This window comes from Streptomyces broussonetiae (assembly GCF_009796285.1).
GTDB classification, from domain to species: Bacteria; Actinomycetota; Actinomycetes; order Streptomycetales; family Streptomycetaceae; genus Streptomyces; species Streptomyces broussonetiae.
In genome coordinates, this window is sequence record NZ_CP047020.1 from 9,520,610 (window position 1) to 9,545,552 (window position 24,943).

General features: G+C 68.7%; 22 protein-coding genes and 3 pseudogenes. 17 read left to right on the plus strand and 8 right to left on the minus strand.

Features of this window, described 5'->3' with window-relative positions; translation table 11 throughout:
• Positions 1-487: 487 nt before the first annotated feature.
• On the minus strand, positions 488-1,612 hold the full coding sequence (locus GQF42_RS43570; protein WP_158929290.1) for an FAD-dependent oxidoreductase: 1,125 nt from the start codon (positions 1,610-1,612) through the stop codon (positions 488-490).
• A 95-nt stretch (positions 1,613-1,707) separates the two neighbouring features.
• On the opposite strand from GQF42_RS43570, the gene GQF42_RS43575 reads away from it, so the two are divergent.
• Together GQF42_RS43575 and GQF42_RS43580 are read left to right on the plus strand one after the other, a co-directional pair.
• Positions 1,708-2,433 (plus strand): TetR/AcrR family transcriptional regulator, encoded by a 726-nt coding sequence (locus tag GQF42_RS43575; protein ID WP_199273000.1) that lies wholly within the window; start codon positions 1,708-1,710, stop codon positions 2,431-2,433.
• A gap of 151 nt (positions 2,434-2,584) precedes the next feature.
• Positions 2,585-2,976 (plus strand): annotated as a pseudogene (locus GQF42_RS43580) (transposase); the annotation flags it as partial.
• 47 nt (positions 2,977-3,023) lie between these two features.
• Here the strand turns inward: GQF42_RS43580 and GQF42_RS47090 are convergent.
• The 4 genes and pseudogenes from GQF42_RS47090 to GQF42_RS43600 form a co-directional block, all read right to left on the minus strand.
• Positions 3,024-3,539, minus strand: a complete 516-nt coding sequence (locus GQF42_RS47090; RefSeq protein WP_267906168.1) for an ATP-binding cassette domain-containing protein — start codon at positions 3,537-3,539, stop codon at positions 3,024-3,026.
• 113 nt (positions 3,540-3,652) lie between these two features.
• Positions 3,653-4,315 (minus strand): annotated as a pseudogene (locus tag GQF42_RS47450) (hypothetical protein); the annotation flags it as partial.
• A gap of 203 nt (positions 4,316-4,518) precedes the next feature.
• Positions 4,519-5,283 (minus strand): hypothetical protein, encoded by a 765-nt coding sequence (locus GQF42_RS43595; RefSeq protein WP_158929296.1) that lies wholly within the window; start codon positions 5,281-5,283, stop codon positions 4,519-4,521.
• Entirely contained in the window at positions 5,280-5,570 is a 291-nt protein-coding gene (locus tag GQF42_RS43600; RefSeq protein WP_158929298.1) for a helix-turn-helix transcriptional regulator, read from the minus strand. The genes GQF42_RS43595 and GQF42_RS43600 overlap by 4 nt, the downstream gene beginning before the upstream one ends.
• Positions 5,571-5,635: 65 nt before the next feature.
• On the opposite strand from GQF42_RS43600, the gene GQF42_RS43605 reads away from it, so the two are divergent.
• Genes GQF42_RS43605 through GQF42_RS43615 form a run of 3 tightly spaced genes read left to right on the plus strand, consistent with a single transcriptional unit; the run spans position 5,636 to position 7,729 of the window.
• Positions 5,636-5,986 carry a hypothetical protein gene (locus GQF42_RS43605; protein WP_158929300.1) on the plus strand — a complete coding sequence of 117 codons (351 nt, stop codon included), beginning with the start codon at positions 5,636-5,638 and terminating at the stop codon, positions 5,984-5,986.
• Between the two features lie 26 nt (positions 5,987-6,012).
• On the plus strand, positions 6,013-6,945 hold the full coding sequence (locus GQF42_RS43610; protein WP_158929302.1) for an ABC transporter ATP-binding protein: 933 nt from the start codon (positions 6,013-6,015) through the stop codon (positions 6,943-6,945).
• Complete coding sequence (locus tag GQF42_RS43615; RefSeq protein ID WP_158929304.1) at positions 6,932-7,729, plus strand: ABC transporter permease; 798 nt, start codon at positions 6,932-6,934, stop codon at positions 7,727-7,729. Before GQF42_RS43610 ends, GQF42_RS43615 begins: the two co-directional genes overlap by 14 nt.
• A 33-nt stretch (positions 7,730-7,762) precedes the next feature.
• On the opposite strand, the gene GQF42_RS43620 is transcribed toward GQF42_RS43615, so the two are convergent.
• Positions 7,763-8,539, minus strand: a complete 777-nt coding sequence (locus tag GQF42_RS43620; protein WP_158929306.1) for a methyltransferase domain-containing protein — start codon at positions 8,537-8,539, stop codon at positions 7,763-7,765.
• 259 nt (positions 8,540-8,798) lie between these two features.
• On the opposite strand from GQF42_RS43620, the gene GQF42_RS43625 reads away from it, so the two are divergent.
• The 6 genes and pseudogenes from GQF42_RS43625 (at position 8,799) to GQF42_RS43650 (ending at position 13,822) form a co-directional block, all read left to right on the plus strand.
• Positions 8,799-9,737, plus strand: coding sequence for a MerR family transcriptional regulator (locus GQF42_RS43625; RefSeq protein ID WP_158929308.1), 939 nt, complete (start codon positions 8,799-8,801; stop codon positions 9,735-9,737).
• Positions 9,738-9,811: 74 nt separating this feature from the next.
• Positions 9,812-10,378, plus strand: a complete 567-nt coding sequence (locus tag GQF42_RS43630; protein ID WP_158929310.1) for a GNAT family N-acetyltransferase — start codon at positions 9,812-9,814, stop codon at positions 10,376-10,378.
• Positions 10,356-10,564: pseudogene (locus tag GQF42_RS46705) on the plus strand (hypothetical protein); the annotation flags it as partial. The gene GQF42_RS43630 and the pseudogene GQF42_RS46705, both read left to right, overlap by 23 nt.
• 195 nt (positions 10,565-10,759) lie before the next feature.
• Positions 10,760-11,392, plus strand: a complete 633-nt coding sequence (locus GQF42_RS43640) for a M15 family metallopeptidase (RefSeq protein WP_158931314.1) — start codon at positions 10,760-10,762, stop codon at positions 11,390-11,392.
• A gap of 107 nt (positions 11,393-11,499) precedes the next feature.
• Positions 11,500-12,908, plus strand: a protein-coding gene (locus tag GQF42_RS43645) for an IS3 family transposase (RefSeq protein WP_407699472.1) whose coding sequence is annotated in 2 segments (ribosomal slippage) — positions 11,500-11,866 and positions 11,866-12,908 — 1,410 coding nt in all. Because the reading frame shifts where the segments join, the coding sequence is not laid out codon by codon here.
• Between the two features lie 374 nt (positions 12,909-13,282).
• On the plus strand, positions 13,283-13,822 hold the full coding sequence (locus tag GQF42_RS43650) for a GNAT family N-acetyltransferase (RefSeq protein ID WP_158931316.1): 540 nt from the start codon (positions 13,283-13,285) through the stop codon (positions 13,820-13,822).
• Between the two features lie 1,030 nt (positions 13,823-14,852).
• Here GQF42_RS43650 and GQF42_RS43655 read toward each other — a convergent pair.
• A complete protein-coding gene (locus GQF42_RS43655; protein WP_158929312.1) occupies positions 14,853-16,577 on the minus strand; it encodes a hydrogenase maturation protein in 1,725 nt (574 codons plus the stop codon).
• A gap of 212 nt (positions 16,578-16,789) precedes the next feature.
• On the opposite strand from GQF42_RS43655, the gene GQF42_RS43660 reads away from it, so the two are divergent.
• Both GQF42_RS43660 and GQF42_RS47930 read left to right on the plus strand, forming a co-directional pair.
• The gene (locus GQF42_RS43660) at positions 16,790-17,032 is read left to right on the plus strand and encodes a transposase (protein ID WP_158929314.1); all 243 of its coding nucleotides are present in this window, start codon (positions 16,790-16,792) and stop codon (positions 17,030-17,032) included.
• Between the two features lie 92 nt (positions 17,033-17,124).
• The gene (locus GQF42_RS47930; RefSeq protein WP_407699543.1) at positions 17,125-17,733 is read left to right on the plus strand and encodes an IS3 family transposase; all 609 of its coding nucleotides are present in this window, start codon (positions 17,125-17,127) and stop codon (positions 17,731-17,733) included.
• Between the two features lie 52 nt (positions 17,734-17,785).
• On the opposite strand, the gene GQF42_RS43670 is transcribed toward GQF42_RS47930, so the two are convergent.
• Complete coding sequence (locus GQF42_RS43670; RefSeq protein ID WP_158929318.1) at positions 17,786-18,805, minus strand: LacI family DNA-binding transcriptional regulator; 1,020 nt, start codon at positions 18,803-18,805, stop codon at positions 17,786-17,788.
• A gap of 209 nt (positions 18,806-19,014) precedes the next feature.
• Here GQF42_RS43670 and GQF42_RS43675 point away from each other — a divergent pair, with 209 nt between their 5' ends.
• From GQF42_RS43675 to GQF42_RS43690, 4 genes are read left to right on the plus strand one after another with little or no spacing between them, the layout of a single operon-like run.
• A complete protein-coding gene (locus GQF42_RS43675; RefSeq protein WP_158929320.1) occupies positions 19,015-20,319 on the plus strand; it encodes an ABC transporter substrate-binding protein in 1,305 nt (434 codons plus the stop codon).
• 9 nt (positions 20,320-20,328) lie between these two features.
• Positions 20,329-21,261, plus strand: coding sequence for a carbohydrate ABC transporter permease (locus GQF42_RS43680; protein ID WP_158929322.1), 933 nt, complete (start codon positions 20,329-20,331; stop codon positions 21,259-21,261).
• Positions 21,261-22,079, plus strand: a complete 819-nt coding sequence (locus tag GQF42_RS43685; protein WP_158929324.1) for a carbohydrate ABC transporter permease — start codon at positions 21,261-21,263, stop codon at positions 22,077-22,079. Before GQF42_RS43680 ends, GQF42_RS43685 begins: the two co-directional genes overlap by 1 nt.
• Positions 22,080-22,087: 8 nt before the next feature.
• Positions 22,088-24,448: a beta-xylosidase/alpha-l-arabinosidase gene (locus tag GQF42_RS43690; RefSeq protein WP_158929326.1), complete on the plus strand. Its 2,361-nt coding sequence runs from the start codon at positions 22,088-22,090 to the stop codon at positions 24,446-24,448.
• The last annotated feature ends 495 nt before the right edge of the window (positions 24,449-24,943 follow it).

Below are 24,943 nucleotides of genomic sequence, written 5' to 3' on the forward strand. Positions count from 1 at the left end.
GGCGCGCTCGACCTGACGGGCGTGCAGATGCTGCAGACCCTCTTCGACGCCCCGCGTCCAAGGGTCATCAGAAACGGCCTAGGGGTAGATGATCGGAGCTGAGGCCGTTGGGAATGAGTGTGTCGTGTGACGGGATCGGCAGGGGCGCGTTCGCTGAATCGTGCTGGTTTGGGGGCGAGGTCCTCGACTGTGATCGGGCGGGGCGATGAGTTGTTCGAGTTCACGGACGCGCTGCCGTGCTCGGAGGGGCCGGTGAAGGGGCTGGTCGGGTTGGCGTAGGCGCTCGAGCACCGGCGCGGCGCCCTGTACGGCAGCCCGGAACCGGGGCCTCGTCGAGTTCGGCCGGCTGCGGCGCTCCCCGACCGGGTGTCGCTGCCGCGGGCGGCCGACGGCCGGCTGGTCCTGGCCGTGGACGTCTTCCACTGGCTACGGCCCGATGTCGCCACCAGTGACGAGTCCGGTCGATTGCGCAAGGTGAATTTCGGCCTCAGGACAGTTTCGATTCGGGGGCGAAGGCGGGCAGCTTCTCGAGACTGCTGTGCACGGCCTCGGCGCCGTACCCGAACATCTGCCGCTCGTAGTCGTCGACCGCGCTGAGCAGACTCTGGCGACCTTCGTTGGCCTCGATCAGGCAGCGGCGCAGCAGGTCGGCGTCGCGCAGCGCGGTGTTCGCGCCGTTGCCGCCGGTAGGGGAAGTGGCGTGGATCGCGTCGCCGAGCAGCGTGACTGGACCGGACGCCCAGCGCTCACCGGGCTTGACCACCCGGATGGACAGCAGCGTGCTGTTGTCCGGGTCGGCCTGCTCGATCAGCGCGCGCAGTTCCGGGTGCCAACCTTCCATCCTGGACAGCACGGCGTTCTGCGCGGTCAGGTCCCCCAGCGAGCCGTTCGGCGGCAGGATCATGGCCCAGCGCACGTAGTCGCTGATGTCGGGCAGCGTGACTTCGGCGGCCAGTTGCTCGGCGGCCTGCTTCGGCGGGGTACGGAAGCGCATCGCACCGAGCAGCAGGCTGACGCCGTCGCCGGTGATCTTCGAGCCGTAGGCCTTGGACAGGGTGGCGAACTCGTCGGTCAGCGGGGTACGGCCGATGACGAACCGGACGCCGGTGTCGGTCGGGGTGGTGTGCGGCGACAACACCCCGCGGACCGCGGAGGTGACGCCGTCCGCGCCGACGAGCAGGTCGGCGGTGGCCGGGTCGCGGCGGGTGAACTGCGCTTGGACATTGCCGTCGGCCAGCACGTCGTAGCCGGTCAGCGCGGCATCGGTGTGCACGGTGAGGCCGGTCAGCAACAGGTGCCGCAGCACCTGCCGGTCGACCACGATGCCGGTCCGGCCCGCGCCGAGCTTGCCGATCTCGTTCAGCTGCGGGTCCAGGATCAGCTGCTCGGCGGAGGCGTCCATGACGATCTCGTCCAGCAGCGGGTGCCAGCGCGTCGGCAGGCAGTCGCGCACCGCCTGGAAACCGCTCAGGTTCAGCACGAGCCGGTAGCCCTGGAACCGCGCGACGATCCCCGGGTCGCGCTCGAACACGTCGGCCTCGATCCCGGCACCACGCAGACCCTGTGCGAGAGCCAGACCTCCCAGACCGGCTCCGACAACGGAAACTCGCATCACACACCTCCGAGGCATCGCTACGAACTTAGTTCGTTATGACGATCTAAGTTCTACTTAACGAACTTAGATCGCGTCAAGCTATAGTGGTCGGCATGTCCGCCGATCCCCGCCAACGCCGCGCAGCTCGCCACGCCCAACCCGCAGCCGAGGTCGCCGCGTCGGCACCACGCAAGAAGCCGATCACCGTCGAACGGATCACCGACGCCGCCCTGGAAGTCGTCGCCACCGAGGGGTACGACGCGTTGACCATCCGCCGGGTCGCCGCCGTGCTCGGCACCGGTCCGTCGTCGCTGTACGCCCACATCGTCAACAAGGACGACATCGACGATCTGCTGATCGGCAGGCTCTACGCCGAGGTCGTGCTCCCCGAACCGGACCCGGCTGCCTGGCGCGAGCAGCTGCTCGGGGTGTACACACAGATCCGCGACCTGTACCTGAAATACCCTGGAGTCTCGCGCGCCGCGCTGGCCACGGTGCCGACCAACCTGGAAACGCTGCGGGTCGGCGAAGGAATGCTGGCCATCCTGCTCGCGGGCGGCATCGAACCGAGGACGGCCGGATGGGCCCGCGACGCGCTGTCCCTCTACGTCAGCGCCTACGCACTGGAGCAGTCGCTGGTCCAGCAACGACGCCGGCACCAGGATCACGAATGGGTGCTCAGCCACGAGGAGTTGCTGGACCGCTTCACCGCACTGCCTGCCGAGAAATTCCCGCAGACTCGGCGCCATGCCGCCGAGCTGATCTCCGGCACAGGACACGACCGCTTCGAGTTCACCCTCGGCCTGCTCATGAACAACCTGCGGCCCGCATCCGGTTGACCTGCGGCGTGCGGTGGCCACATGGCGCCGAGGCGATCACAAGTCCCATCATGAGACGCGCGCCGGCCGTCGGTGGTACCGGCAGGCTCTCGGGTGTCGTCGCCGAACTCGTCCGCGACGGCAGGAGTTGAGCGTTCGGCTCGGTGTGGGGATGGCGCCGTGGATCGTGTCGGATGAGCTGTGGGAGCGGCTGGAGCCGCTGCTGCCGAAGCGTGATCGGCGTTTTTGCTACCCGGGTCGTAGGCCGCTGCCGGGCCGGGAGGTGTTGCGCGGCATCCTGTACGTGCTGCACGCCGGTATCCAGTGGGCGCATTTGCCGCAAGAGCCGGGCTTCGGCTTCGGCACGACCTGCTGGCGCAGGCTGCGGGACTGGAATGAGGCCGGCGTTGGACAGCGGCTGCATGAAGCCCTGCGGGCTGAACTCAACGCGGCCTCCCGGTTCGACGGGTCCGGGTGCGTGGTCGACTCCGCCGACGTGAGCTCCTAAAAGGGGGCAGCCACTTGGGCCCGTCGCCGGTCGACCCGGGCCGTGCCCGCTCGAAACCGGCTTCGTGGACCTGTACGCGCGCTCGCTGACCGAAGCCGCGCCTCTACCGGTCCTGGGCGCGTTTGTAGAGCTCGGCGAAGAGCCCGCCCAACTCCATCAGGGCCTGGAAGTCACCTTGTTCTCTTACGCGGCCGCCGTCGAGGACGGTGATCCGGTCCGCGAGGTGGGCGTTCTCCAGGTTGTGCGTCACGAACACGGCGGCCTTGCCCTCGGCCAGGTGCTTGGACCGGCTGATCACAAGGTGTTCGGCGCGCGGGTCCATCGCCGAGGTCGGCTCGTCCAGCATCAGCATCGCGGCGTCCCGGTTGAAGGCCCGGGCGACCGCGATGCGCTGCCACTGCCCGCCGGACAGGTCGGTGCCGCCCCAGTTCGAGCTGGCCACCAGGGTGTCAAGGCCGTACGGCACCTTGGCGATGACGCTGTCCGCGCCGGCCGCCTTCGCCGCCTGCAGGAGCAGGGCGTCGTCCTCGGCACGAGGCTGGCCGAGGTGGATGTTGGCGCGCAGGTCCATGGGCCAGCGGGTGTAGTCCTGCGGCACCAGCCCGACCCGCGCCCACACGCTGTGCGGGTCCGCTTCGGCGAGGTCGATGCCGTCCCAGGTCGCCGTGCCGCCGCGTTCGCGACCCGCAGCTCGGTGAGCAGGGCGGACAGCGTGGTCTTGCCCGAGCGGTTCTCCCCGACCAACGCGATCAACTCGCCGCGGCGCAGGGTCAGGCTGACGCCGTCGACGGCCGGGAGGTCAGCGCCCGGGTACCTGTACGAGATGTTCTCCGCCCGGATCTTGGCGGGGGCACCAGCCGGGACCGGCGTGGTGCCGCGTACGGCGCGCAGGGCCTTCGCCCGGTGCAGGAACGCCTGCCAGTCGTCCAAGTAGAGCGAGGTGCGGAACAGCCGGGCGGCGGCCATGACCAGGGAGGTCAGGGCTCCGGTGGAGGTGCGCACGGCAATGACGGCGGTGGCGGCGATGGCCAGGTCCATCCGCCCCGTCGCGGCGAGCCAGCCGAGCGCGGCCCAGGTCGCGCCGAGCATCAGCACGCTGACGGCCGCCGCGAGCAGGGTGACGCGCAGGACGCGCGGGGCCGCGGCCCGGTGGGTGGCCTTGATCCGGTCAGTGATCTGCCGGTACCAGGAGGTCAGGACAGTTGGGCCGGTTACCTCGCGACCCTCCAAGGCAACGAATAACGCGCGGTCGGAACAGCATCGCTCCACAAGTGGGATCGAATCCTTGCCGGGTGGTGCTCGGCGCTGCCACGTGGTGCTGTCCTGCCTGGTCGGCACCGCTTGGCTGCCCACTCCCGCGACTGACACCTCGTGCCGGACTGTCCGCTCACGCATCGCTCACGCATGCGCTGGAGCTGTGACGTTCAGCAGCACGGCGGCTGGTTGGTCAGGGAGGCCGTTCCTCGCATCCGCACCCCGAAGAGCCGGTGCCGGTCATTCGGCGTTCGCGGAGCGCAGGCTGCGGGCCGTTCCGACGTCGTCCGGGGACATGTTCGGGATGATTGACGGGAGGCCCGGCCCTGTGCCTCTGCTGGGGCTTATGCCCTCGTCCGCTTCACATCGTGGCCGACGCTGATCGCCGCTGCGGCCAGGACGCTCAGCGCCAGGGTCTCGACGACGGAACTCGGATGGGGAACGGTCCGGACGGCGGCGAGCAGGTTCTGACTCGCGGCGAGGGTCAGTCCTGCGCCGATGAGCAGGAGTGCCGTGGACAGGCGGCGTGTGGTCGGCAGGGCGGCGGTCCGGGCCGCGTGGGCGACGAGGGTGCACAGTCGGAACGCGGCGAATCCGAGCGTGAACCAGTAGCAGAGGACCATGGCGGTGTCGGCGACGCCTGTGACGTGTTCGGCGGCGCCGCTCCATGCCGTCAGGCACATGGCCAGGAACGCGGCGGTCGGGGCCGCCAGGGTGCGGACCGCCGCGGAGGTCAGGGGGCGGAGTACGTCGCCACGGAACGGGGGAAGCGGTGCGGCGAGGCAGATGCCCAGCAGGATCGGGGCGAGCCACAGGCTGGTGGCGGGGTGGTGGACGTCGGCCGTAAGTGTGCTGGAGGGTTCGGCGGAGCGCAGTAGCAGCCCGGTTGCCGCAGCGAGCGCGAAGAGTGCGACCGTCAGGACGCGGCGGGTCTGGCCGGTGAAGGACTCGGGCCAGTCGCCGGGGTGGAGCCAGAGCCGCGCGGCGCCGGCCAGGGTGTCGGGCCAGGAGCGGATTCCCGATGCGGACACCTCGTGGCTGATGTCCTCGCCCCAGCGCTCGCGAACGGCCGGTGGGTAGAGGCGGGTCAGCAGCGTGGCCGCGTTCATGCCGGAGTGATCCCGAGGGCACGCAGGCCGGCGGCGGAGATGCGGGCCATCTGCTGGAGTTCGGTGTGAAGTTGGTCGCGGCCGGTGTCGGTGATCTGCATGGTGCGGTGGCGTTCCTGGGCTTCGGCCGCCTCGTCCGCGGGCCGGATCAGTTCGCGTGCCTCCAGTCGGGAGAGTGCTCCGTAGAGGCTGCCGGGGCCGAGTTTGCAGCCGGTGAGTTCCTCGATCGCGGCGTTGATGGCGTAGCCGTGCAGTGGGCCGTCGGCGAGGACGGTGAGTACGAGCATCTGGGCGTCAGGCCATCGGCGAACACTGGACGGATCCGCTCCTCATCACCTGGATGCTGATCGTCGTGACCACCTCCGACCTGGCGTTCTGCGTGATCAGCAACGCGATCGCCGGGTTCATCACACGGCCGCCGCGCACCCGTACCCGCCGCATCGCCGAGGCCGCGATGGTCGCCGGATGCGTCGCGATCAGCGTGGCGACGGCGTTCCGCGACGCCCTGTGGTCGGTGCTCGGAACAGGAACACTCACATCCGTACCAGCCCTCGCCGCCCTCACACTGGGCGCCGGGGCGGCTACGTCTGTGATCGCGGCGGCTCTCCTGCTCCCGCGCTTTCCCCAGGGGTCCTCCGGGCCACGCCGCCACCACTCGGACGCGGCCGGCGTCCACCCTCGACGACCGGGAACGAACCGGTGAAAGGCGTGACGATGGAACCGTCCACCGTGCATGAACAAACCGCACCGGTGATCTGCGCCCATAAGCTGTCCAAACGGTACGGGCGCAGGCAGGCCGTCAGCGGGCTCGGCTTCACCGTGGAAGCCGGCCAGATCTGCGCGCTGCTCGGCCCGAACGGAGCGGGCAAGACCTCCACGATGCGCATGCTGGTCGGCCTGTCCTCCCCGGACATCGGTAGCGTGACCGTCCTGGGCGAGCCGGTCGGCCTGGGAGCGACCGTGCTGAGCCGCGTCGGCGTCCTCATCGACGGTCCGGCCTTCGTGCCGCACCTCACCGGCCGGGCCAACCTGCGGCTCCTGTGGTCGGCGACCGGGCAGGCATGGCCGCCCCCTGCCCTGGACGACGCCCTGGACCTCGCCGGCCTCGGCGACGCGCTCGACCGCAAGGTCAAGGGCTATTCGATGGGTATGAAGCAGCGGCTCATACTGGCTCAGGCCCTGATGCGGAAACCGGACGTACTCATCCTGGACGAGCCGGCCAACGGCCTGGACCCCGGCGAAGTCAGGGCCCTGCGCGAGCACCTGGGCGAACTGGCCAGGTGCGGGGCCGCCGTACTCGTCTCCAGCCACCAGCTCGCCGAAGTACAGCAACTGGCCACCCACGCCGTCGTGCTGAACCACGGCCGGCTGATCGCCGCCGGACCGATGGGCGAACTGCTCGGCGACGCCGGCACCCATCTCCTCCAGGCGGACGACACCGCACGGGCGGCTGCCGTCCTGCGCGTGTTGCCCGGCGTCGCGACGGTCATGACACGGCGTGACGAGATCGTCGTCACCGCACCCGGCGTGCCCTCCCGTGACCTCGTCCACGAGCTGGTCACCGAGGGCATCGGCGTCATGTCCGTGCAGCAGGAGAGCAAGTCCCTGGAAGAGGCGTTCCTGACCATGACCGAAGGAGACGGCGAGCGTGGTGCGCGTTGAACTGACCACCCAACTGCTGCGGATCCGCACCCTCGCCGTGCTGGCCTGCCTGGCCGCCGTCCCCGTCATGGCCGGCCTCTCGTTCGCCTCGGACGCGGGGCACCGCAACGGTCGACAGACCGGCCTGTTCGGCGCTTCCCCCTACTCCGCGCTCAACCTCGCCATGGCGAGCATGGCGTTCATCGAGCCGCTGCTCCTCCCGATTCTGGTGGCGCTGCCGGCGGCCGCGATCGCCTCCTCCGACCGGGAATGGGGCACCCTGCGCTACCTGTACGTCGCCCCCGCCAGCCGAACGCGCCTTCTGGCGGCCAAACTCGGCGCCCTCACCGTGCTCACCGTGATCGCCACCCTGTGCGTACTGACGGCCGGACTTCACGTCGGCCTCGCCGTCTTCGGCTGGCACCCGTTCCATGTCATCGGCGCGCCGAATCTCAACGGCGGTGAGACGGCCGTCCGCGTCCTGTCGGCCACCGGCTACTGCCTGTTGTGCATGCTGAGTATCGCGACGATCGCGTTCACCCTGGGGCTCCTCCTGCCCCGCGGTGTCGAAGCCCTGGGCGCCGCCGTGGCTTTCGTGATCGCCGCGAGCCTCTTCAACGGCTCGCACACCCTGCACCCCGTTCAACTCGTCCTGCCCATGCACTACTGGCAGGACTGGACCCACCTGTTCGACCCTTCGGGCACCGCCCACCTCGGCACCGGCATCCTGGTCCAGACCGCCACGAGCGCTCTGGCCACGTGTGCCGCCGTCCTTGTGCTCTTGCGACGGGACCCCGCGGCATGACACCTGATGTGCCTGCGATGCCGAACTTTGCGACTACGCCTCGGCCACGACGATGTAGAACGTCACCGCCGCAAAGAACGGACCCTGAGTGAGCCGCCTCAGCCAGGTCTCCGCCTCCTGGTCGCTGAAGTACCCTGCCTCGACCGCTCGCCGAGTGGTGCGTTCCAGGCCGAGGATCTTGTCCGCGACCCGGAGGTCCCGGAAGACGGGAGTGACGGGGATGACCTCGGGCACGGTGAATCCGCTCTCGGTCGCCAGGCGCGTCAGCTGCCTGCCGATGCCCGCGTTGCGGACCACCCGTTCGGCCACATGGCGGGTGTAGGCGCGCGTCAGGCTGCTGTCGGGGTGGTCGACGGTCAGGGTCTCCCAGTCGGGCTCGCCCATCACGAGCCGCCCACCCGGCCGCAGGACCCGGCGGATCTCGTCGAGCGCCGCCGACGGATCGGCCACATGCTGCAGGACCCGGTCGGTGCGGGCGCGGTCGGCGGTGTCGTCGGCCATCGGCAGACCGTGAATGTCCGCGTGCCGGACCTCCACCGCGGCCTGACCGGTGGTGCGTGTCCGGGCGGCGTCCACCATGTCGTGGTCGTGGTCGATGCCGATCACAGTCCCGGCCGGGGTGACCGCCTGGGCGAGCGCCTCGAGGTCGGTCCCCGGACCGCAGCCGAGGTCGAGCACGCTGTGCCCGGCGCGCAGATCGAGTGCGTCGAGCATGCGTTGCTTGTAGGCGCGGCCGAGATCGCTCGTGGCGAGCCGGTCGAGATAGGCGACGGAATCGGGCTTGGTTGTCTCGAACGCGGAGGATGTCATGCGCTCAAGTCAACCAACTGTGTTCACCGTACGGGGTGCGTTATTCCGGATCGGTCTCTTCGTTGAAGTTGCCCAGATACACAGGAGCTCGGCCAAGGCCGACAGTCGCCGGCACGTCGGGCAGGAGAGAAGCCATCGTCGTCATCCATGAGAAGAACACGGGAAGCCCACCGCTTCGTCAGGGCCATGAGCGCCGATGCTCTCCACAGCTTGTTCCCGAACTTGACTCTCCCGTGGAGGGAGACATGAAAGTAGGGCCATGGACGGCGACACCCTCTACTCGATCGGCAAACTGGCCCGGCGTACGGGGCTGACGGTCAAGAAAATCCGGTTCTATTCCGACCGCGGAATCGTGGCGCCGGCCCATCGCACCCCCGCCGGATGCCGCCATTACGGTCAGGACGCCATCGCTCGCCTCGCCCTCGTCCGAACGCTGCGCGAGCTGGGCGTCGGCCTCGACGTGATCCGGCACGTCACTGATCAGGAACTCACGCTGAACCAGGTCGTAGCGGAGCACACCGCAGCCCTGGACGTACAGATCAAGACCTTGCGCCTGCGGCAGGCCGTGCTGGCCGCTGCGGCCAGACGCGAGCCCACTTTCGAGGAGATGGAGCGCATGCACCAGCTCGCCATGCTGTCAGAAGCCGAGAGGCGCCGCTTGACCGACGAATTCCTCGACACTGTCTTCGACGGCCACCACAGTGAGGCAGGCCACGGCGCGATCCGGCGTTCCATGACACCCGAGCTACCCGACAGCCCTACACAGGAACAGATCGAAGCATGGGTGGAGTTGGCCGAGCTGTCCCTGGACGCAGGTTTCCGTGCCAGTCTGCGGAGCTTGGTCGAGGCCCATATGGCCGATCTGCCTGACGGCGCCGCCACGCCGCCACGCCCGGATGTCGTCGCCGTCACCCGCGATCTTGTGGAAACTGCCGTGTCAACCGGCATCAGCCCCGACTCACCGGAAGCCGATGCCGTGGTCGCGACGCTCACCGCAGGGTGTGCGCTCGCCGTCGGGTGTCCCGACGACGCCCTGCTGCAGGACTGGCTGTTGCAACGCCTGAAGGCCGCGATCGATACACGCAGAGACCGGTACCTCGCCCTGCTCGCCGTGATCAACGGCTGGCCGGCCCCGGAATCCCTGGAGCCGGTGATCGACTGGTCCGTCAAGGCTCTGACGATACGAACGGCCCGATGATGCAGCAGCCGAACCGGCGCGGAGCCTGTGCAGAGGCGCCACCGCCAAACACCGCGGCCCCCTACCATCGGCCGATGGACGAGATCGTTGCATGCCTCGAGGCAGACGCCGCGGGGAGTCCCGCTCTGGTTCTGCGTCCGTGGAGGGCGGCGGACACCACCGAACTCGTCCAGCTGTATCGCGACGGTGCCCTGCGTCGCTGGACGGATTCAGCCATAGACGACGAGGCGAGCGCGGCACGGTGGATTCGAACCCAGCAACGGGGCTGGGAGGCCGGTGAGCGCTTCGCATTCGCCATCGCAGCGATGGAAGCCGAGGGAGGTACGGGGCAACTGGCGGGGCACGTGGTCCTCAAGGGCGTTGTCCCAGGCGCCTCATCCGCCGAGGTCGGATACTGGACAGCTGCGTACGCGCGCGGCCGGGGAGTGGCTTCCGGTGCACTGCAGGCGTTGACCGACTGGGCCTTCACCACCTTCGCCGGTGATGGCCTGACACGCCTGGAACTCCTGCACCAAGTAGACAACCTGGCATCATGCCGCGTCGCCCAGAAGTGCCGGTACGAACTGACCAAGTTCCTGGCAGCAGCACCACCCGCATTCCCTCTCGAAGGCCACCTCCATGTGCGCGAACGCGACATCTGACACCGGCCAGGTGCTGAGACCGGCACAGTTCGCCACTGAACTCGGTCCCACCGTCTGGCCACCTGCTCCTATAAAGACCGAACGGCTCGTGCTCCGTGAGTCCGAGGCTCGAGACCGTGCGGCGTTCATTGAGCTGTTCGCCTCGCCAGAGGTGTGGGCACCTACATCGGTAGACCTCGAACCCGCGGACCAAGTTCGGGTCCCACAGTCGGTCGGCAGACCCCGGACGGCACCCGACGCGGTCCTCGCGCACAAGGAGTGCTCGTCCCGAGCGATTACTCGGTCTGGGCTCGGGCCTCTTCCACGCTCACGTTGCTTCCGAGCCAGCGGCCGAATGTGTGCTCGCACGGTTGCCGGTCCGAGGCGTTAGGCTCACGCGGCATGATCTTGCTTAGCGATCCGCGAGTGATCGACACCCCGGTGGCGGACTGCGGCGAACCCCTTGCGGAGATCGCCACCGTTCCGGTGATAACGCTGGACCCGCGAGAACAGGACGAGGCCGGGGCATACGGGCGAGTCAGGGCCAGCGTGCTCGAACGCCTGGGCTCAGCCTCCGAGAGGCTGCCTGCCGGCGTCAGGCTCCTTGTGATTGAGGGCCATCGCAGCCTGGCTGAACAGGCACGCCGGTTCGCACTGTATGAGGATCGTCTGCGCCTCTCAGGCATCACGGACCCGGCAGAGCTTCTCCGCCAGGCGAGTGCTTTCGTCTCCCCGGTCGAGGTGGCCCCACATTGCGCCGGCGCGGCCGTGGACCTGACACTCATCGACAGCGATGGCGTGGAACTGGACATGGGCGGCGCGGTGAACGGACACCGCACGGGCGATGAGACGTGGTGTCCCTTCGACGCTCCAGGACTGTCGCCAACCGCGCGCGCCAACCGCAACCTCCTCGCCCAATGCCTGAGCGAGCAGGGCTTCGTCAACTATCCGAGCGAGTGGTGGCACTGGTCATACGGGGACCGGTACTGGGCGCTCATGACCGGTGCCCCCGCTGCCGTATACGGACCGATCTAACGCTTACTGAGCCACGCCACCACCTGCTCGCCGTCTCTGACATCGTCGGGTGAGACGCCCCGAAATGATCAGATATTGTGGGCGGGTACGACAGGAGCACCTCCCGCATGACCAGCACCAAGCCCTCCGGGCAAGATCCCGCGCCAAAGCCGAAGCGCCGCCGTTTCACCCCCGAGTACAAGCTGCGCATCGTCGCCGAATACGACGCGGCCCCCACCGGGGACAAAGGCGCGGTCCTGCGCCGGGAGCGGCTGTACCACTCCCACATCATCGAGTGGCGCCAGGCCAGGGACGCCGGCGCGCTGGAGAGGCTGACCGACCACCGCACCAGCCCCGCACGGCCGAAGAAGCACCCCGCCGAGGCGGAGAACGACAAGCTTCGGCGGCAGGTGGAGCGGCTGGAGAAGGAGGTCGCGAAGCGGGACGCCGCACTGGAGGTGCTGGGAAAAACACACGCGCTCTTGGAAGCACTCTCCAAGAGCGCGGACTGAAGGACGCCCTGGAGCCGCTTCTCCACGAGGCCGTCGATCGCCTGGCCCCGCACGTGGGCATCGTGGCCGCGTGCCGCCTGACCGGCCGTTCCCGAGCCACCCACCACCGGCGGCTGAACCCCCTCCCGGCCAGGCCCAGAGCCCCACGTCCCGCGCCGGTCAACGCCCTGACACCGGCCGAGCGGCAGGCCGTGCTGGCGTTGATGAACCGGCCCGAATACGTGGACCTGCCGCCCGCGCAGATCTACGCACGTGAGCTGGACGAGGGCCGCTACCACTGTTCCGAGCGCACCATGTACCGGATCCTGAAGGAGGCCGGGCAAGACGGTGAACGCCGCCGTCAGGCCACCCACCCGCCCCGCACGGTCCCCGAGCTCGTGGCCGACGGCCCATCCGAGGTGTGGAGTTGGGACATCACGCATCTGGCGGGTCCGGCGAAGGGCGTCTGGTTTCACGGGTACGTGATCCTGGACATCTACTCCCGCTACGTTGTCGGCCACACCGTCGAGGCGGCCGAATCCGCCGCCCGTGCCGAGGAGTTGATCCGTGAGGCGATCGACCGCAACGGCATCGTGCCGCACACCGTGCACGCCGACCGCGGCACCTCGATGACCAGCAAGCAAGTCTCCCAGATGCTCCTCGATCTCGGCGTGACCCGCAGCCACTCCAGGCCCAGAGTCAGCAACGACAACCCGTTCAGCGAGAGCCAGTTCCGCACCACGAAATACCAGCCCGACTACCCAGAACGCTTCGATTCCCTCACCCACGCACGGGAGTGGATGGAGGCGTTCATCTCGCACTACAACCACGTCCACCGGCATTCCGGGATCGGCTACCACACCCCCGCCAGTGTCCACTTCGGCACCGCCGAACTCGTCCGCGAGCAACGGGCGGCCACCCTCATCACCGCCTACGAGCAGCACCCCGAACGCTTCAACAGCCGGCCGGTGCCGCCGAAGATTCCCCAACAGGCGTGGATCAACGACCCCGCCCGACGACGCGAACCACAGCAACACAGTTCATAGCCGCACATTCGTTTCATTTGACTTGACAGCTACCGTCGTGCTCCTGTGGACTTGGCTCGTTCGGCGGCGGTGGTGGTCTGGAAACGATGGACTCGGTGGCTTCGTTCACTTCAAGCGGTTCTGGCTCGCGGAAAGCGAGCCAGAACCCTTCAAGCAGCAGCGTTTATCCATCGGTTTGGGTGGCGATGGGCGGTCGGCAGGGCCGTGGATGTTCACGAGGAATGACGTCAGATCTCATCCTTAAACCGCAGGGCGGAGAGTACGGGTTGTGGCTCGTTGGAGGGGACGTGAGAGAAGAAGGACGGGCCCTGGCGGGTGGATTGCCCGGTCCGCCAGTCTTGATCGCTACCGAGCTTGCTGATTGGCTGGCCAGCATGTCTGATCTTGGAACCGTCGCCTGGCCACCTGCCCTGATCAAGACTGAGAGGCTCGTGCTCCGTGAGCCCGAGGCTCGGGACCGTGCGGCCTTCATCGAGCTGCTCGCCTCGCCAGAGGTGCACACCTACCTCGGCGGTCCCCGCCCGCGTGACGAGCTTGAGCGCAAGACGCCTGAGGTGCCCGAGCAGTGGCCCGGCAGCTTCGTCGTTGAGCTCGGCGGGGCGATGATCGGCCAGATCCTGCTCAGGAGAGCAACCGGGCACCGTCGCCCGGCTGCCGCGGGGAAGGCCGATCTCGGCTACCTTTTCCTGCCGCGGGCGTGGGGATTCGGGTACGCCGCCGAGGCGTGCGCGGCGGCACTTGGCTGGGTCGCCGGCGCGCTTTCCGGCGAGCCGGTGGTGCTCACCACCCAGACCGCCAACGTCGGCTCGATGCGCCTCGCGGCAAAGCTGGGGTTCACCGAGGTAGAGCGGTTCGAGGCATGGGGCGCCGAGCAGTGGCTTGGCATGTGGTCCCCGGCCACACTGTCCGACTGAGGTTGTGCCGGGCGGTGCCCGCATTCACCGGGGCCAACGAACGCAGTTCAAGACAGACAGCCGTCCCGACGGTCACAGCCAGTGATGCCCGCGCCAGATTCTTCATCTTGAGTCGACCCTTCGCGTCTCCGCCAGGCGGCCTCGTGCATGCAGGGGTTGGTGCCAAGCCGAGCCGGGCGTCTATGTCCAGACGGAAGGTGCCGAGGGAAATCGGTTTGCGAGGTCGCAAACCCCTTGCAAGTCAGGCCAGTTGACGGGGACGCCCGCGCGGCCGGCGAAGGCGCGGACATCAGAGAGGCTCCGGTCGCGGCAGAGCAGGCCGCCTGCCAGGTTTCGCGATTCGAGATGCCGACGCGGAAGGGCTTGCGGGTGCCAACTCACTGCGGTGGTCGCTACGTTATGGCACGCGAACGACACGCGGCCCAAAAGGGTCTAGTGCCGCATCAGGTGTCTAATATGGCACCAGCTACCGATCTCTCGGGATCCTGGCTGATGACTGCTGGCTCATGTCTGACGAACTGACGGACGAACACCGTGACGAACACGGCGAGTTGATGCGGCGCCGGGCCACATCAGACCCCGACGGCCGGACAGCCGCCGGGGCAGGGCTCACGCTGGTCAGGCGATCAGGCCGAGGGCGGCCAAGCGCGACGGGTCGGTGAGGATGTCCGGTCCAGGCCGTCGCGGACTGTGAAGGACATGACGGACAGTGGCCGGCCCTCGGCGAACGACACGGCTCCGGCCGTGCTGGTCCTGGAGGTGGAGGTGGACACCGACGGTGTGCGGTTCGGTCCCCGCCGGGGCTTTGCTGGGCCGCGGACGGGCGCCGTCCGATGGTCCGGTCGCTGCGGGGTACTCGGCCGCGTGGGTTCTCTGAGGAGGTCCAGGCTGTGGATGCCGAGGTCTCGGACGCGCACTTCGGGCAGCAACGGGCGCCGTGTGAGGGGCGGATCACGTCGGAGCCGAAGGGTGGTGTCCCCGAGGAAGGTGTTGCCGGCGCCGGCGAGCAGCAGCCGGTTGTTCCGGGAACTCAACCGACGGCTCCCGCCGGCGGCGCCAGGGGGTGGAGGGAAGCGGTCGGCTTCTTGCGCACGAAGGCCGAGCGCAGGGCGTGGTAGGGGGCCTCGGGGTCGAAGAAGACGGCGTGCATGCGGGCGAGTTCCTCACGCCGGTAGACCGCGAGCGGCCGTACCTCCTCGGCCGTGCGGTGTGCCGCGGCCTTGGTGGCGATGCGGTGCCGTAGGTCCCCTGCGGCGGCGAGAGCGGTGGCCAGCCGCTCGACCCCGGTTGCGAACTCGCCCGGCGCGGTGGTCAGGAGCCGGTCCACCAGGTTGAGCCGTGCGGCCGATGTGGCACTCAGGGGCAGGGCCTCCTGCGTGAGCCGGCGGGCGGTGTCGGCTCCGGCGCGGCGCGGGAGCGTGTACGTCCAGAACTCGGAGCCGTACATGCCCATCCGCCGGTAGTGCGGATTGAGCACGGCGCCCTTACGGCACCACACCTGGTCGGCGGCGAGCGCGAGCATGGCGCCTCCGGCGGCGGCGTTACCGGCGAGCGCGGCGACCACCAGCCGGTCGGTGGTGCGCAGCACGGCCTCGACGAGGTCGTCCATGGCGTTGAGGTTCCGCCAGGACTCCTCAGCGGGGTCGGCGGCCGCTTCGATGACATTCAGGTGGATGCCGTTGGAGAAGAAGTCACGGTCGGAGCCGAGCACGAGCACGGAGGTGGGGCGGGCTCTTGCGTGTTCGTATGCGGTGAGGAGTCTGCGGCACTGGTCGGTGTTCATCGCACCGCCCGGGAAGGAGATGCTCAGGAAGCCGACTTCGCCGCGCTGCCGGTATCGGATGTCGGTCCAGGTGCGGCGGTGCGCGGGCAGTTCGAACGGGACGGCGGAATCTGCAAGGTCAAGCTGGTGCGGCTCAGCGAAGGAGGCGAGGACGGAGGCGGCGGGGCGCCGAAAGGGTGCCGGGTCGCCGGAGTCCTTGCGCGGGCGCAGTTCCGGGATCCACACGGCACCGTCGCGGGTGGCGCGACAGACCGCGCCCGCCCGGGTCGCGAGAAGCTCGCCGGGGCGGCCGCGCAGGCGGTCCTCGGGGTGACCGCCGTGCAGGAACACCTCGCGCCCCATCAGCTCGTCCAGGACGCCCGGCTGCGAGTCGGCGCCGCGCAGCTTGCCAAGCACGGTCTCGGTGCTGTCGTTCGACCAGTTGATGCGGCGGCGCTCCTGCCGGAAGAAGTCGCGCCGGACGATGTGCAGAGGGGTTTCAGGGGTGTGGACCTGCGGGCGGGGCCTGTACCCGCCGGCGGTGTACCGGCCCACGGCCAGCAGGACGGCGGTCACGGCGGCGTCGGAGACCTCGTTTCGGTACAGGTCGCTCTTGCCCACGGGCGCCACGGTGAACGGCTCCGCCGCCCAGATATCCCCGGCGTCCATGGCCGCCTCGGCCTGGAGCACCGTGACACCCCACCGCGGAGCCTGCTCGGCGATCGCCCAGTCGAGCGCGGAGGGACCACGGTCGCCGGGCGGTCCGGGATGCACGACGAGGCAGGTGTGCTCCCGCCACACGTCCTCGGGCAGAGCTGTCCTCAGCATCGGAGCGATGATCAGCTCCGGGCGCCGTTCGCGTACGGAGGCCCGGACCGGGGCGTCGCCGTGCGTGGCGAGGACGACGTCCACTCGGTGACCCCGGTCTGAGAGTTCCGTGTACACCCGCTGGGAGAGGCTGTTGAACGCGCTCACAACGAGCAGAATGTCCATGACTGAGCATGTTCGCGCTTCTCGGGTGTGCCGTGAAGAACCACTACGGCGTTTCGTCTGCCTCGGACGGGGCGCTTCCACGTAGCCGGTCCTGGACCCGCTCGAGGGACCCCGGCTTTGACCTTCCCCTCGTAGCGTAGAGACCCTGACTGCAGGGGAAGTTGAGGGTCAGGCAAGAGGCGGAAGTTCGATGCGGAGTTCCGTGAGGGGCTGTGCGGATCGTCGCCGAGACCGGCAAGCCGATCGCGCAGGTCGCGCAGGACCTCGGGATCAACGAGACCACGCTGGCGAGCTGGGTGTCGCGGGCTCGAAGGGCCGGCGGGGCCGTGGCGAGGGGTGAGAGCGAGGAGTTCGCGCGGCTGCGGCGGGAGAACGCGCGGCTGAAGAAGGACAGCAAGGAGCTGGCCATGGAGCGTGATGTGCTCGAACGCTGCATGGTCTTGTGGGTGAAGTAGCTGTGGCGGACCCGGCGGTGCTCGTCGGGGTGATCAGCGACCAGAAGACCGTGCACAGCGTTCCGTACCGCACCTCCTGCCGGGCCCTGGGCGTGTCGGAGGCGTGGTTCTGCAAGTGGCGCCGCCGGGCGTCCGAGCCGACGAAACGCGAGACCAGACGCGCAGAGCCGGCCGAGCGGATCTGTCACTTCTTCGACCGCTCCGGCCGGACGTACGGCTCGCCGAGGATCACAGTGGACTTGTGGGAGGAGGGCTGGCAGGTGTCACAGAACACCGTCGCCGAGATCATGGCCGAACTCGGCCTGCAGGGCCGCAAGCCGCCTCGCCGACGCCGCTCGCTCACCCGCCCCGGCAAGCGGAGCGAATACACAGCGCGGCCGGCGGGAAGCCCCCCGTCGAGTTCGAACGGATCATCCAGGAAGGGGCACCGCCACACCGTGCTCCGCTGGGTCGCCTACGCCGGACGCGACTGGGCCGGGTATCTCGCCGCACGAGCTGAGAACGAGGCTTCGATGGGTTGCCATGACAACAGTCCTGTCTGGAAAGGTTCCGTTGCGTCTCGGGCCGTCCCAGAGCATGCCGTTGGGAAGTGGGACGCCGCCCGAAGCAGTCGATGCTCGCGGGGCACCCCTGGCTGGCAGCCGGCGGTGGGGCAGGTCGGCCGGAATGGCTCCGGGGCCCGCGGTACGCGACCGGAGTGATGCGTTACGTGTTTTCGAAAGGTGCTTTCGAAATTTCGAAGGTGCCGACGGCTCAGTGCTGGTCGGCGGTCGGGGCTGGGGCTGTGCTGCTGCGCTCGACCAGGCTGGTGGCCAGGTCCACGCGCAGAGCGGACGGTGGGTTGCCGCGGGCGAGGTCGATCACCATGCGCGCGGCGACTTCGGCCATCTCGGTCAGCGGCTGGCGGACGGTGGTCAGGGGTGGGCCGACCCAGCGGGCGATGGGCAGGTCGTCGAAGCCGACGACGCTGAGATCCTCCGGGATGCGTAGGCCCAACTCGCGTGCGGCCTCGTAGAGGCCGAGCGCCTGCAGGTCGTTGCCGGTGAAGATGGCGGTGGGCCGGTCCTTGAGGCGCAGCAGCTCCAGGCCCACCCAGTAGCCGGTTTCGTGGTGGAAGTTGCCCTCGCGGACCAGTGCGGGATCGAAGGCTACGCCGGCCGTCTCCAGCGCGGCCCGGTAGCCGTCAATCCGGGCGCGGCTGCACATCATCCGCCCTGGTCCGGCGATCATGCCGATGCGTCGGTGGCCCAGGTCGAGCAGGTGGCGGGTGGCGGCGAGGCCGCCGTTCCAGTTGGTCGTCCCGACCGCCGGCATGTCCTGACCGGGGTCCCCGGCCGGGTCCATCACCACGAACGGGATGCCTCGGCCGGTCAGTTGCGCCTGCTGTGCCTTGTCGAGCCCGGACAGCACCAGGACCACGCCCGTTGGGCGGCGGGCGAGCACCCCGTCCATCCAGGACTGCCCGAGGCTGAGCCGGCCCGAGGATTCCGACAGGACGACGCTCATTCCCTCCTGGCGGACGACGTTCTCGACCCCGCGGATGACCTCCATCGCCCAGGCGCTCTCGAGCTCGTGGAACACCAGCTCCAGCAACGGGCTGGACGGGGCGTTGTTGCTGTGTCGCCGCTGGTAGCCGTACTGATGCAGCAGCTCCTCCACCCGCTCCCGGGTGGCGGGGGCGACGTCCGCGCGGCCGTTCACGACTTTCGAAACAGTCGGTGTGGACACCCCCGCCTCGCGCGCGATTTCGGCGAGTGTCGCCGCTCTGGTCACGAGCCCTCCTGTGCCGCCCTGGTGTGCGAAGTACGACGTCGTTGCCGCCGTACGGCCGGATAGTAGCTGGTCAGGGCCTCAACTGGTACGGCCGAATCGAGATCTTCCAAACCCTTGACGGAGGTTGATGTTGCGCCTAGGTTTCCCGCATCATTCGGCAATCTCTTCGAAATTATCGACGGAGTGGCAATCCAATGGGTTCTCTTCGCATGACCGTTCGTAACGGTGCGACCCGGAACAGATTCGCCGCAGTAGCGGCAACGACCGCGCTGGTGCTCAGCTTGACCGCCGGATGCGGGTCCAGCGGCGGCCCCAACTCCGGGACGATCCACGTCCTCGTCTACGGGGACGCCGCGAACAAGGTCGAGAAGCAGATCGTCGATACGTTCAACAAGACCTCGAAGGTCAAGGCAGTGCTGGACACCATCCCCGGCGCCGACTACCAGTCCAAGCTCAACACGATCATCAACACCCCGCAGGCCCCCGACATCTTCTTCAACTGGGGCGGCGGCAGCATCGCGCCCTTCGCAAAGAAGAACCTCCTGCTCCCCCTGGACGACATGATCGCCAAGGACCCGGGGCTCAAGTCCAACTTCCTTCCCTCGGTGTTCAACACCGCGGTGATCGACGGCAAGTCCTACGGTGTCCCGATGCGCGGGACGCAGCCCGTGCTGCTCTTCAACAACAAGAAGGTCCTGGCGAGCGCCGGCCTTGGCGTCCCGCGGACCTGGGACGACCTGATCAGCGACGTCAAGGTGCTCAAGGCCAAGGGTCTGACCCCGATCGCGCTCGGCGGCGGTGACCAGTGGCCCGCCCTCATGTGGTTCGAGTACGTCTTCGACCGGGTTGCCGGGCCGGACCTGTTCCGGAAGGCGCTCGCCGGTGACAAGAGCGCGTGGGCCGGCCCGGACAGCCAGAAGGCCCTGGGCATGCTGAAGCAACTGGTCGACGTCGGCGCATTCGGCAGCAACTTCGACTCGGTGAAGTTCACCGACGGCGGGTCCCCGGCGCTGATGGCCAAGGGCAAGGCCGCCTTCGAGCTGATGGGCTCCTGGGAGTACTCCACCCAGCAGTCCAGCAACCCCGACTTCGCCAAGAACGATCTCGGCTACAGCGCTTTCCCGACCGTCAGCGGCGGCAAGGGCGACCCGAAGGACGTCGTCGGCAACACCAACAACTTCTACTCCGTCGTGAAGAAGACCAAGCACCCCGACGCCGTGGCGGCCTTCCTCAAGCTCATGTACTCCGACGAGTTCGTGAAGGCGCAGCTCGGCATCGGCAACCTGCCGACCACCACCAACACCGCCAAGTTCCTGTCCACCTCGGCCAGCCCGGACTACTCGCAGTTCCAGTTCAACCTGGTCAAGGCGGCCCCGTCGTTCCAGCTGTCCTGGGACCAGGCCTACCCGCCGGCGGCGGCCACGCCGATCCACACGGCCATTCAGAAGTTCTTCGACGGCAAGACCGACGCCAACGGCTTCATCCAGGCGATGCAGTCGCTGTCCAACTCCTGAGTAGGACCGATGAGCCCACTTTCTCTCGCAGCCGTGTCCGGCCGCCGCCTCAAGGCGCGCCGGGCCGGCGTCGGGGTGACCCGCCCGGGCTTCGCCTGGGCGGTTCCCGCGACCGTCTTCTTCCTGCTGTTCGCGATCCTTCCGTTGGTGCTGGTCGCGGTGCTGTCCTTCACGAGCTGGGACGGCATCACTTCGCCGCACTTCAACGGCCTGGCGAACTGGACCAAGCTGATCCACGACCCGGTGATGACCCAGAGCATCTGGCTCACCCTCGTGCTCACCGTGCTCGGGGTCGTGACGCAGACGCCCATCAGCATCCTGCTGGGCGTCTGGGCGGCCGGACCGCAGCGCAACCGGGCTGTGCTGTCCGCGATCTTCTTCGTCCCGCTGCTGCTCTCGGCGACCGCGGTCTCGGTGCTGTGGCGCGCCCTGCTTGACCCCAACTTCGGCGTGCCGGGCCAGCTTCCCTGGCTGTTCGGCAACGGCAACCTGCTCGGCAACCAGCCCGGTTCGATCGCGGTGCTGACCTTCGTCGGAATGTGGCAGTTCACCCCCCTGCACACGTTGCTCTACCAGGGCGGCGCCCGCGCGGTTCCGCAGGTGCTCTATCAGGCCGCGGCGATCGACGGGGCCGGCACCGTGCGGCAGTTCTTCCACGTCACCCTGCCGCAACTGCGCAACACCATGATCACATCGATGATCCTCATGGTCGTCGGCGGGCTGACCACCTTCGACACGGTGCTGATCCTCACCCAGGGCGGCCCCGGCACAGACACCACGGTCAGCGCCTACTACATGTACGTGCAGGGCTTCAAGGATTTCGACTTCGGCGCCGGGTCGGCCATCGCGCTGGTCCTGGTCGTGGTCGCCACCCTCATCTCCCTGGCCGTGGTCCGGCTCTCCGGCTACGACAAGATGCGCAGCACAGCGGAGGGGATCTGATGAGGCAGCGCCCCAACTACCTCGCAGGACTGGGCTCCCTGATATGGCTCGCCCTGATCGGCCTGCCGCTCTACGTGCTGCTGACCGCCACCCTGCGTACCACCTCCAACTACTCCACCCAGGGCCCGCTGAGCTTTCCGTCGCAGCTGACCCTGAGCAACTACTTCAACGCGTTCTCCAACGGCTTCGGCCAGGACTTCCTCAACACCCTGATCGTCACCGTCAGCGTCGTCGGCATCGTGCTGGTGGTGGTGCCTCCGCTCGCCTACGCCATCGTGCGCGCCCAGGGCCGGACCATCACCGTCGTGTTCCGGTTTTTCCTGTTGGGACTCGCGGTTCCCGCGCAGGCAGTGATCGTGCCGATGTTCTACGTGATCAGCCAGGCCGGGCTCTATGACCACCTGATCGGCGTCATCCTGCCCACCGCCGCGTTCTCGCTGCCGGTGTGCACCCTGGTGCTGACCGGGTCGATGCGCGACATCACCCCCGAGCTGTACGAAGCCATGGCGATGGACGGAGCCTCCCCGCGGCGCGTCTTCAGGCAACTGGTCCTGCCTCTGTCGAAGAGCGGGCTCTCCTCCATCGTCGTCTTCTCGGCCCTGCAGGCCTGGAACGGCTTCCTCTTCCCGCTGATCCTCACCCAGTCGGACTCGACCAAGGTGATCACCCTCGGTCTGTACAACTTCCAGACCGAACACGGCGTCGACGTCCCCGGACTGCTCAGCGCCGTGGTGCTGTCCATGCTCCCCATCTTCATCGTCTACCTGTTCGCCCGCCGCGCCCTGGTCCAGGGGCTCATGGGGGTCGGAGGAAAGTGACCGGCAACATGAACCCAGCCGCCGAGGTCGCCACCCCTGTGTGGCGGGACGTCTCGCTCGACCCCGCGATCAGAGCCAACGCCCTGATCGCGGCGATGACCCTGCGGGAGAAGACAGCGCAGCTGGTCGGAGTCTGGGTGGGCGCCTCCGACGAGGGCGGCGAGGTCGCCCCGCACCAGCACGAGATGGAGGAGCCGCCGGACCTGGACGACCTGCTGCCGCATGGTCTGGGCCAGCTGACCCGGCCCTTCGGCACCGTTCCCGTGGACGCCGCCGTCGGTGCGCTCTCGCTCGCCCGCTCCCAGCAGCGCATCGTCGCCGCCAACCGCTTCGGCATACCCGCGATCGCCCACGAGGAGTGCCTGGCCGGGTTCGCGGCCTGGGGGGCGACCGCCTACCCGGTCCCGCTTTCCTGGGGCGCCACCTTCAACCCCGAGCTGGTGCGCACCATGGCCACCGCCATCGGGACCGACATGCGCTCCGTCGGCGTCCACCAGGGCCTCGCCCCCGTGCTCGACGTGGTGCGAGACGCCCGCTGGGGCCGCGTCGAGGAGACCATCGGCGAGGACCCGTACCTGGTCGGCACCATCGCCACCGCCTACGTGCAGGGCCTGGAGTCCGCCGGGATCGTCGCCACGCTCAAGCATTTCGCCGGCTACTCCGCCTCGCGGGCCGGCCGCAACCTCGCACCGGTCACCATGGGCCCCCGCGAGCGCACCGATGTCATCCTTCCCCCGTTCGAGATGGCGCTACGCGAAGGCCGACCGCGCTCGGTCATGCACGCCTACACGGACACCGACGGCATCCCCTCGGCAGCCGATCAGGAACTGCTCACCGGTCTGCTCCGGGACACCTGGGGCTTCGACGGGACGGTGGTGGCGGACTACTTCGGCATCGCCTTCCTCAAGCTCCTGCACGGCGTCGCCGGAAGCTGGGCCGAGGCCGCCGGGCTTGCCCTCGCCAGCGGTGTCGACGTCGAGCTGCCCACCGTCAAGACATTCGGACAGCCCCTGCTCGACGCGGTCGAGGCCGGCACCGTCCCTGAGGAACTGATCGATCGCGCCCTGCGCCGGATCCTCATTCAGAAGGCCCAACTCGGCCTGCTCGACCCCGACTGGAACCCGGTTCCGCAGGCGCTCTCCGGAGCGGAACTGGCCGTTCCCGAGGCGCTGCGCGGCAGCGTCGACCTGGACCCCCCGGCAAACCGGCGGCTGGCGCGCGAGCTGGCGGAGCAGGCCGTCGTGCTGCTGCGCAACGACGGGACGCTGCCGCTCGGCCGCCCCGGCAGGATCGCCCTGATCGGCCCCAACGCCGACACCCCGACGGCCGTGCTGGGCTGCTACTCCTTCCCCGTGCACGTCGGCTCGCAACACCCCGAGGTCCCGACCGGCATCGCGCTGCCGACACTGCGCGAGGCCTTGGCGGCCGAGTTCCCCGACGCCGAGATCTTCTCCGCGCCCGGTGCGACGGTCGACGGCGACAGCACGGCCGGCTTCGCCGAGGCGGTCGCAGCGGCGCGCGTCGCCGACGTCGTGGTACTCGCCCTCGGGGACCGCGCCGGCCTGTTCGGCCGCGGCACCAGTGGCGAGGGATGTGACGCCGAATCGATGCAACTGCCCGGCGTTCAGCAGCAGTTGCTCGACGCCCTGCTCGATGCCGACACGCCTGTGGTGCTCGTCATGCTGGCGGGCCGCCCTTACGCACTGGGCCGCGCCGACACGGAGGCGGCGGCGATCGTGCAGTCCTTCTTTCCTGGGGAAGCGGGCACCGAGGCGATCGCCGGCGTGCTGAGCGGGCGGGTGAACCCCTCCGGACGGTTGCCGGTGAGCGTGCCGCGGAACAAGGGTGTTCAGCCCTCCACCTACCTGGCCGCACGACTGGCCCAGGACAGCGACGTGTCCAGCACCAGTACCAGCGCTGCCTACGGGTTCGGGCACGGGCTCGGCTACACGGAATTCGAGTGGTCCGCGCTCGACGTCAGCGTCGCGGAGACCGGCACCGACGGCAGCTTCCGGATCGCCTTCGAGGTCCGCAACACAGGCGAACGCTCCGGCTGCGAGGTGGTGCAGTTCTACCTGCACGACCCGGTGGCCTCCGTGGTCCGACCGATGCAGCGCCTCGTCGGCTACCGGCGCCTCCCGCTCGAAACCGGGGAAGTCTGCCTGGTCCGCCTGGAACTGCCCGCGGACCTGGCCTCCTTCACCGGTCGCGGGGGCCGTCGCATCGTCGAACCCGGCGAGCTCGAGCTGCGGATCTCCGCCAGCAGCACCGACCACCGCATCACGGTCCCGCTGCGCCTGACCGGCCCCGTCCGGGAGGTCGACCACACCCGCAGGCTGCACCCCGTTGTCACTGTCGAGTGCCGCTGACGCAACGACAGGCCGTGTGTGTACACCGACGTGCCCGAGGCCGAGCTGCGGCGCTACCAGAGCAGCCAGACCGAACCGGACGACTCCGACGCCTACGGGGAGCAGACACCCACCGAGGCCCGCTCCTACGGCGGCGAGGTCCGGCCGAGGCCGGTCAGCACCGGACTGACCACCATGGACACCTTCGACGTCACCGTCCCGGGCTCCGGCGGGACCGGTCAACGCGTGGCTGCGCCTCGTGTCCCATGCACGGGGTGCGGTGCACCTGCCCCACAGCGTGAACGCCCGGACCGATCCCTCCACCACGAAGGCAGCGCATCCGTGATGACCGAGGCACAACTGAAACTGCGCCGCTACTCCTACGCCGAACCACCCGACGGGCGACGAGTGAGTCGCTGGACCTTCGGGCCGGCGACCGGGTCAGTCCACGCCGAAATCCCGGACCTCGGTGCCGGCCTGCACGCCCTGCACGCCCCGACGGGGACGGCGCGTCCG

Excerpts from the sequence above, each read along its gene's own strand:
- GQF42_RS43675 (WP_158929320.1), top strand. The coding sequence starts at position 19,015 with ATGACCGTTCGTAACGGTGCGACCCGGAACAGATTCGCCGCAGTAGCG.
- GQF42_RS43625 (WP_158929308.1), top strand. The coding sequence starts at position 8,799 with ATGGACGGCGACACCCTCTACTCGATCGGCAAACTGGCCCGGCGTACG.
- GQF42_RS43595 (WP_158929296.1), bottom strand. The coding sequence starts at position 5,283 with ATGAACGCGGCCACGCTGCTGACCCGCCTCTACCCACCGGCCGTTCGC.
- GQF42_RS43690 (WP_158929326.1), top strand. The coding sequence starts at position 22,088 with ATGAACCCAGCCGCCGAGGTCGCCACCCCTGTGTGGCGGGACGTCTCG.
- GQF42_RS43575 (WP_199273000.1), top strand. The coding sequence starts at position 1,708 with ATGTCCGCCGATCCCCGCCAACGCCGCGCAGCTCGCCACGCCCAACCC.
- GQF42_RS43685 (WP_158929324.1), top strand. The coding sequence starts at position 21,261 with ATGAGGCAGCGCCCCAACTACCTCGCAGGACTGGGCTCCCTGATATGG.
- GQF42_RS43620 (WP_158929306.1), bottom strand. The coding sequence starts at position 8,539 with ATGACATCCTCCGCGTTCGAGACAACCAAGCCCGATTCCGTCGCCTAT.
- GQF42_RS43655 (WP_158929312.1), bottom strand. The coding sequence starts at position 16,577 with ATGGACATTCTGCTCGTTGTGAGCGCGTTCAACAGCCTCTCCCAGCGG.
- GQF42_RS43600 (WP_158929298.1), bottom strand. The coding sequence starts at position 5,570 with ATGCTCGTACTCACCGTCCTCGCCGACGGCCCACTGCACGGCTACGCC.
- GQF42_RS43570 (WP_158929290.1), bottom strand. The coding sequence starts at position 1,612 with ATGCGAGTTTCCGTTGTCGGAGCCGGTCTGGGAGGTCTGGCTCTCGCA.
- GQF42_RS43650 (WP_158931316.1), top strand. The coding sequence starts at position 13,283 with ATGTCTGATCTTGGAACCGTCGCCTGGCCACCTGCCCTGATCAAGACT.
- GQF42_RS43630 (WP_158929310.1), top strand. The coding sequence starts at position 9,812 with ATGGACGAGATCGTTGCATGCCTCGAGGCAGACGCCGCGGGGAGTCCC.
- GQF42_RS43680 (WP_158929322.1), top strand. The coding sequence starts at position 20,329 with ATGAGCCCACTTTCTCTCGCAGCCGTGTCCGGCCGCCGCCTCAAGGCG.
- GQF42_RS43640 (WP_158931314.1), top strand. The coding sequence starts at position 10,760 with ATGATCTTGCTTAGCGATCCGCGAGTGATCGACACCCCGGTGGCGGAC.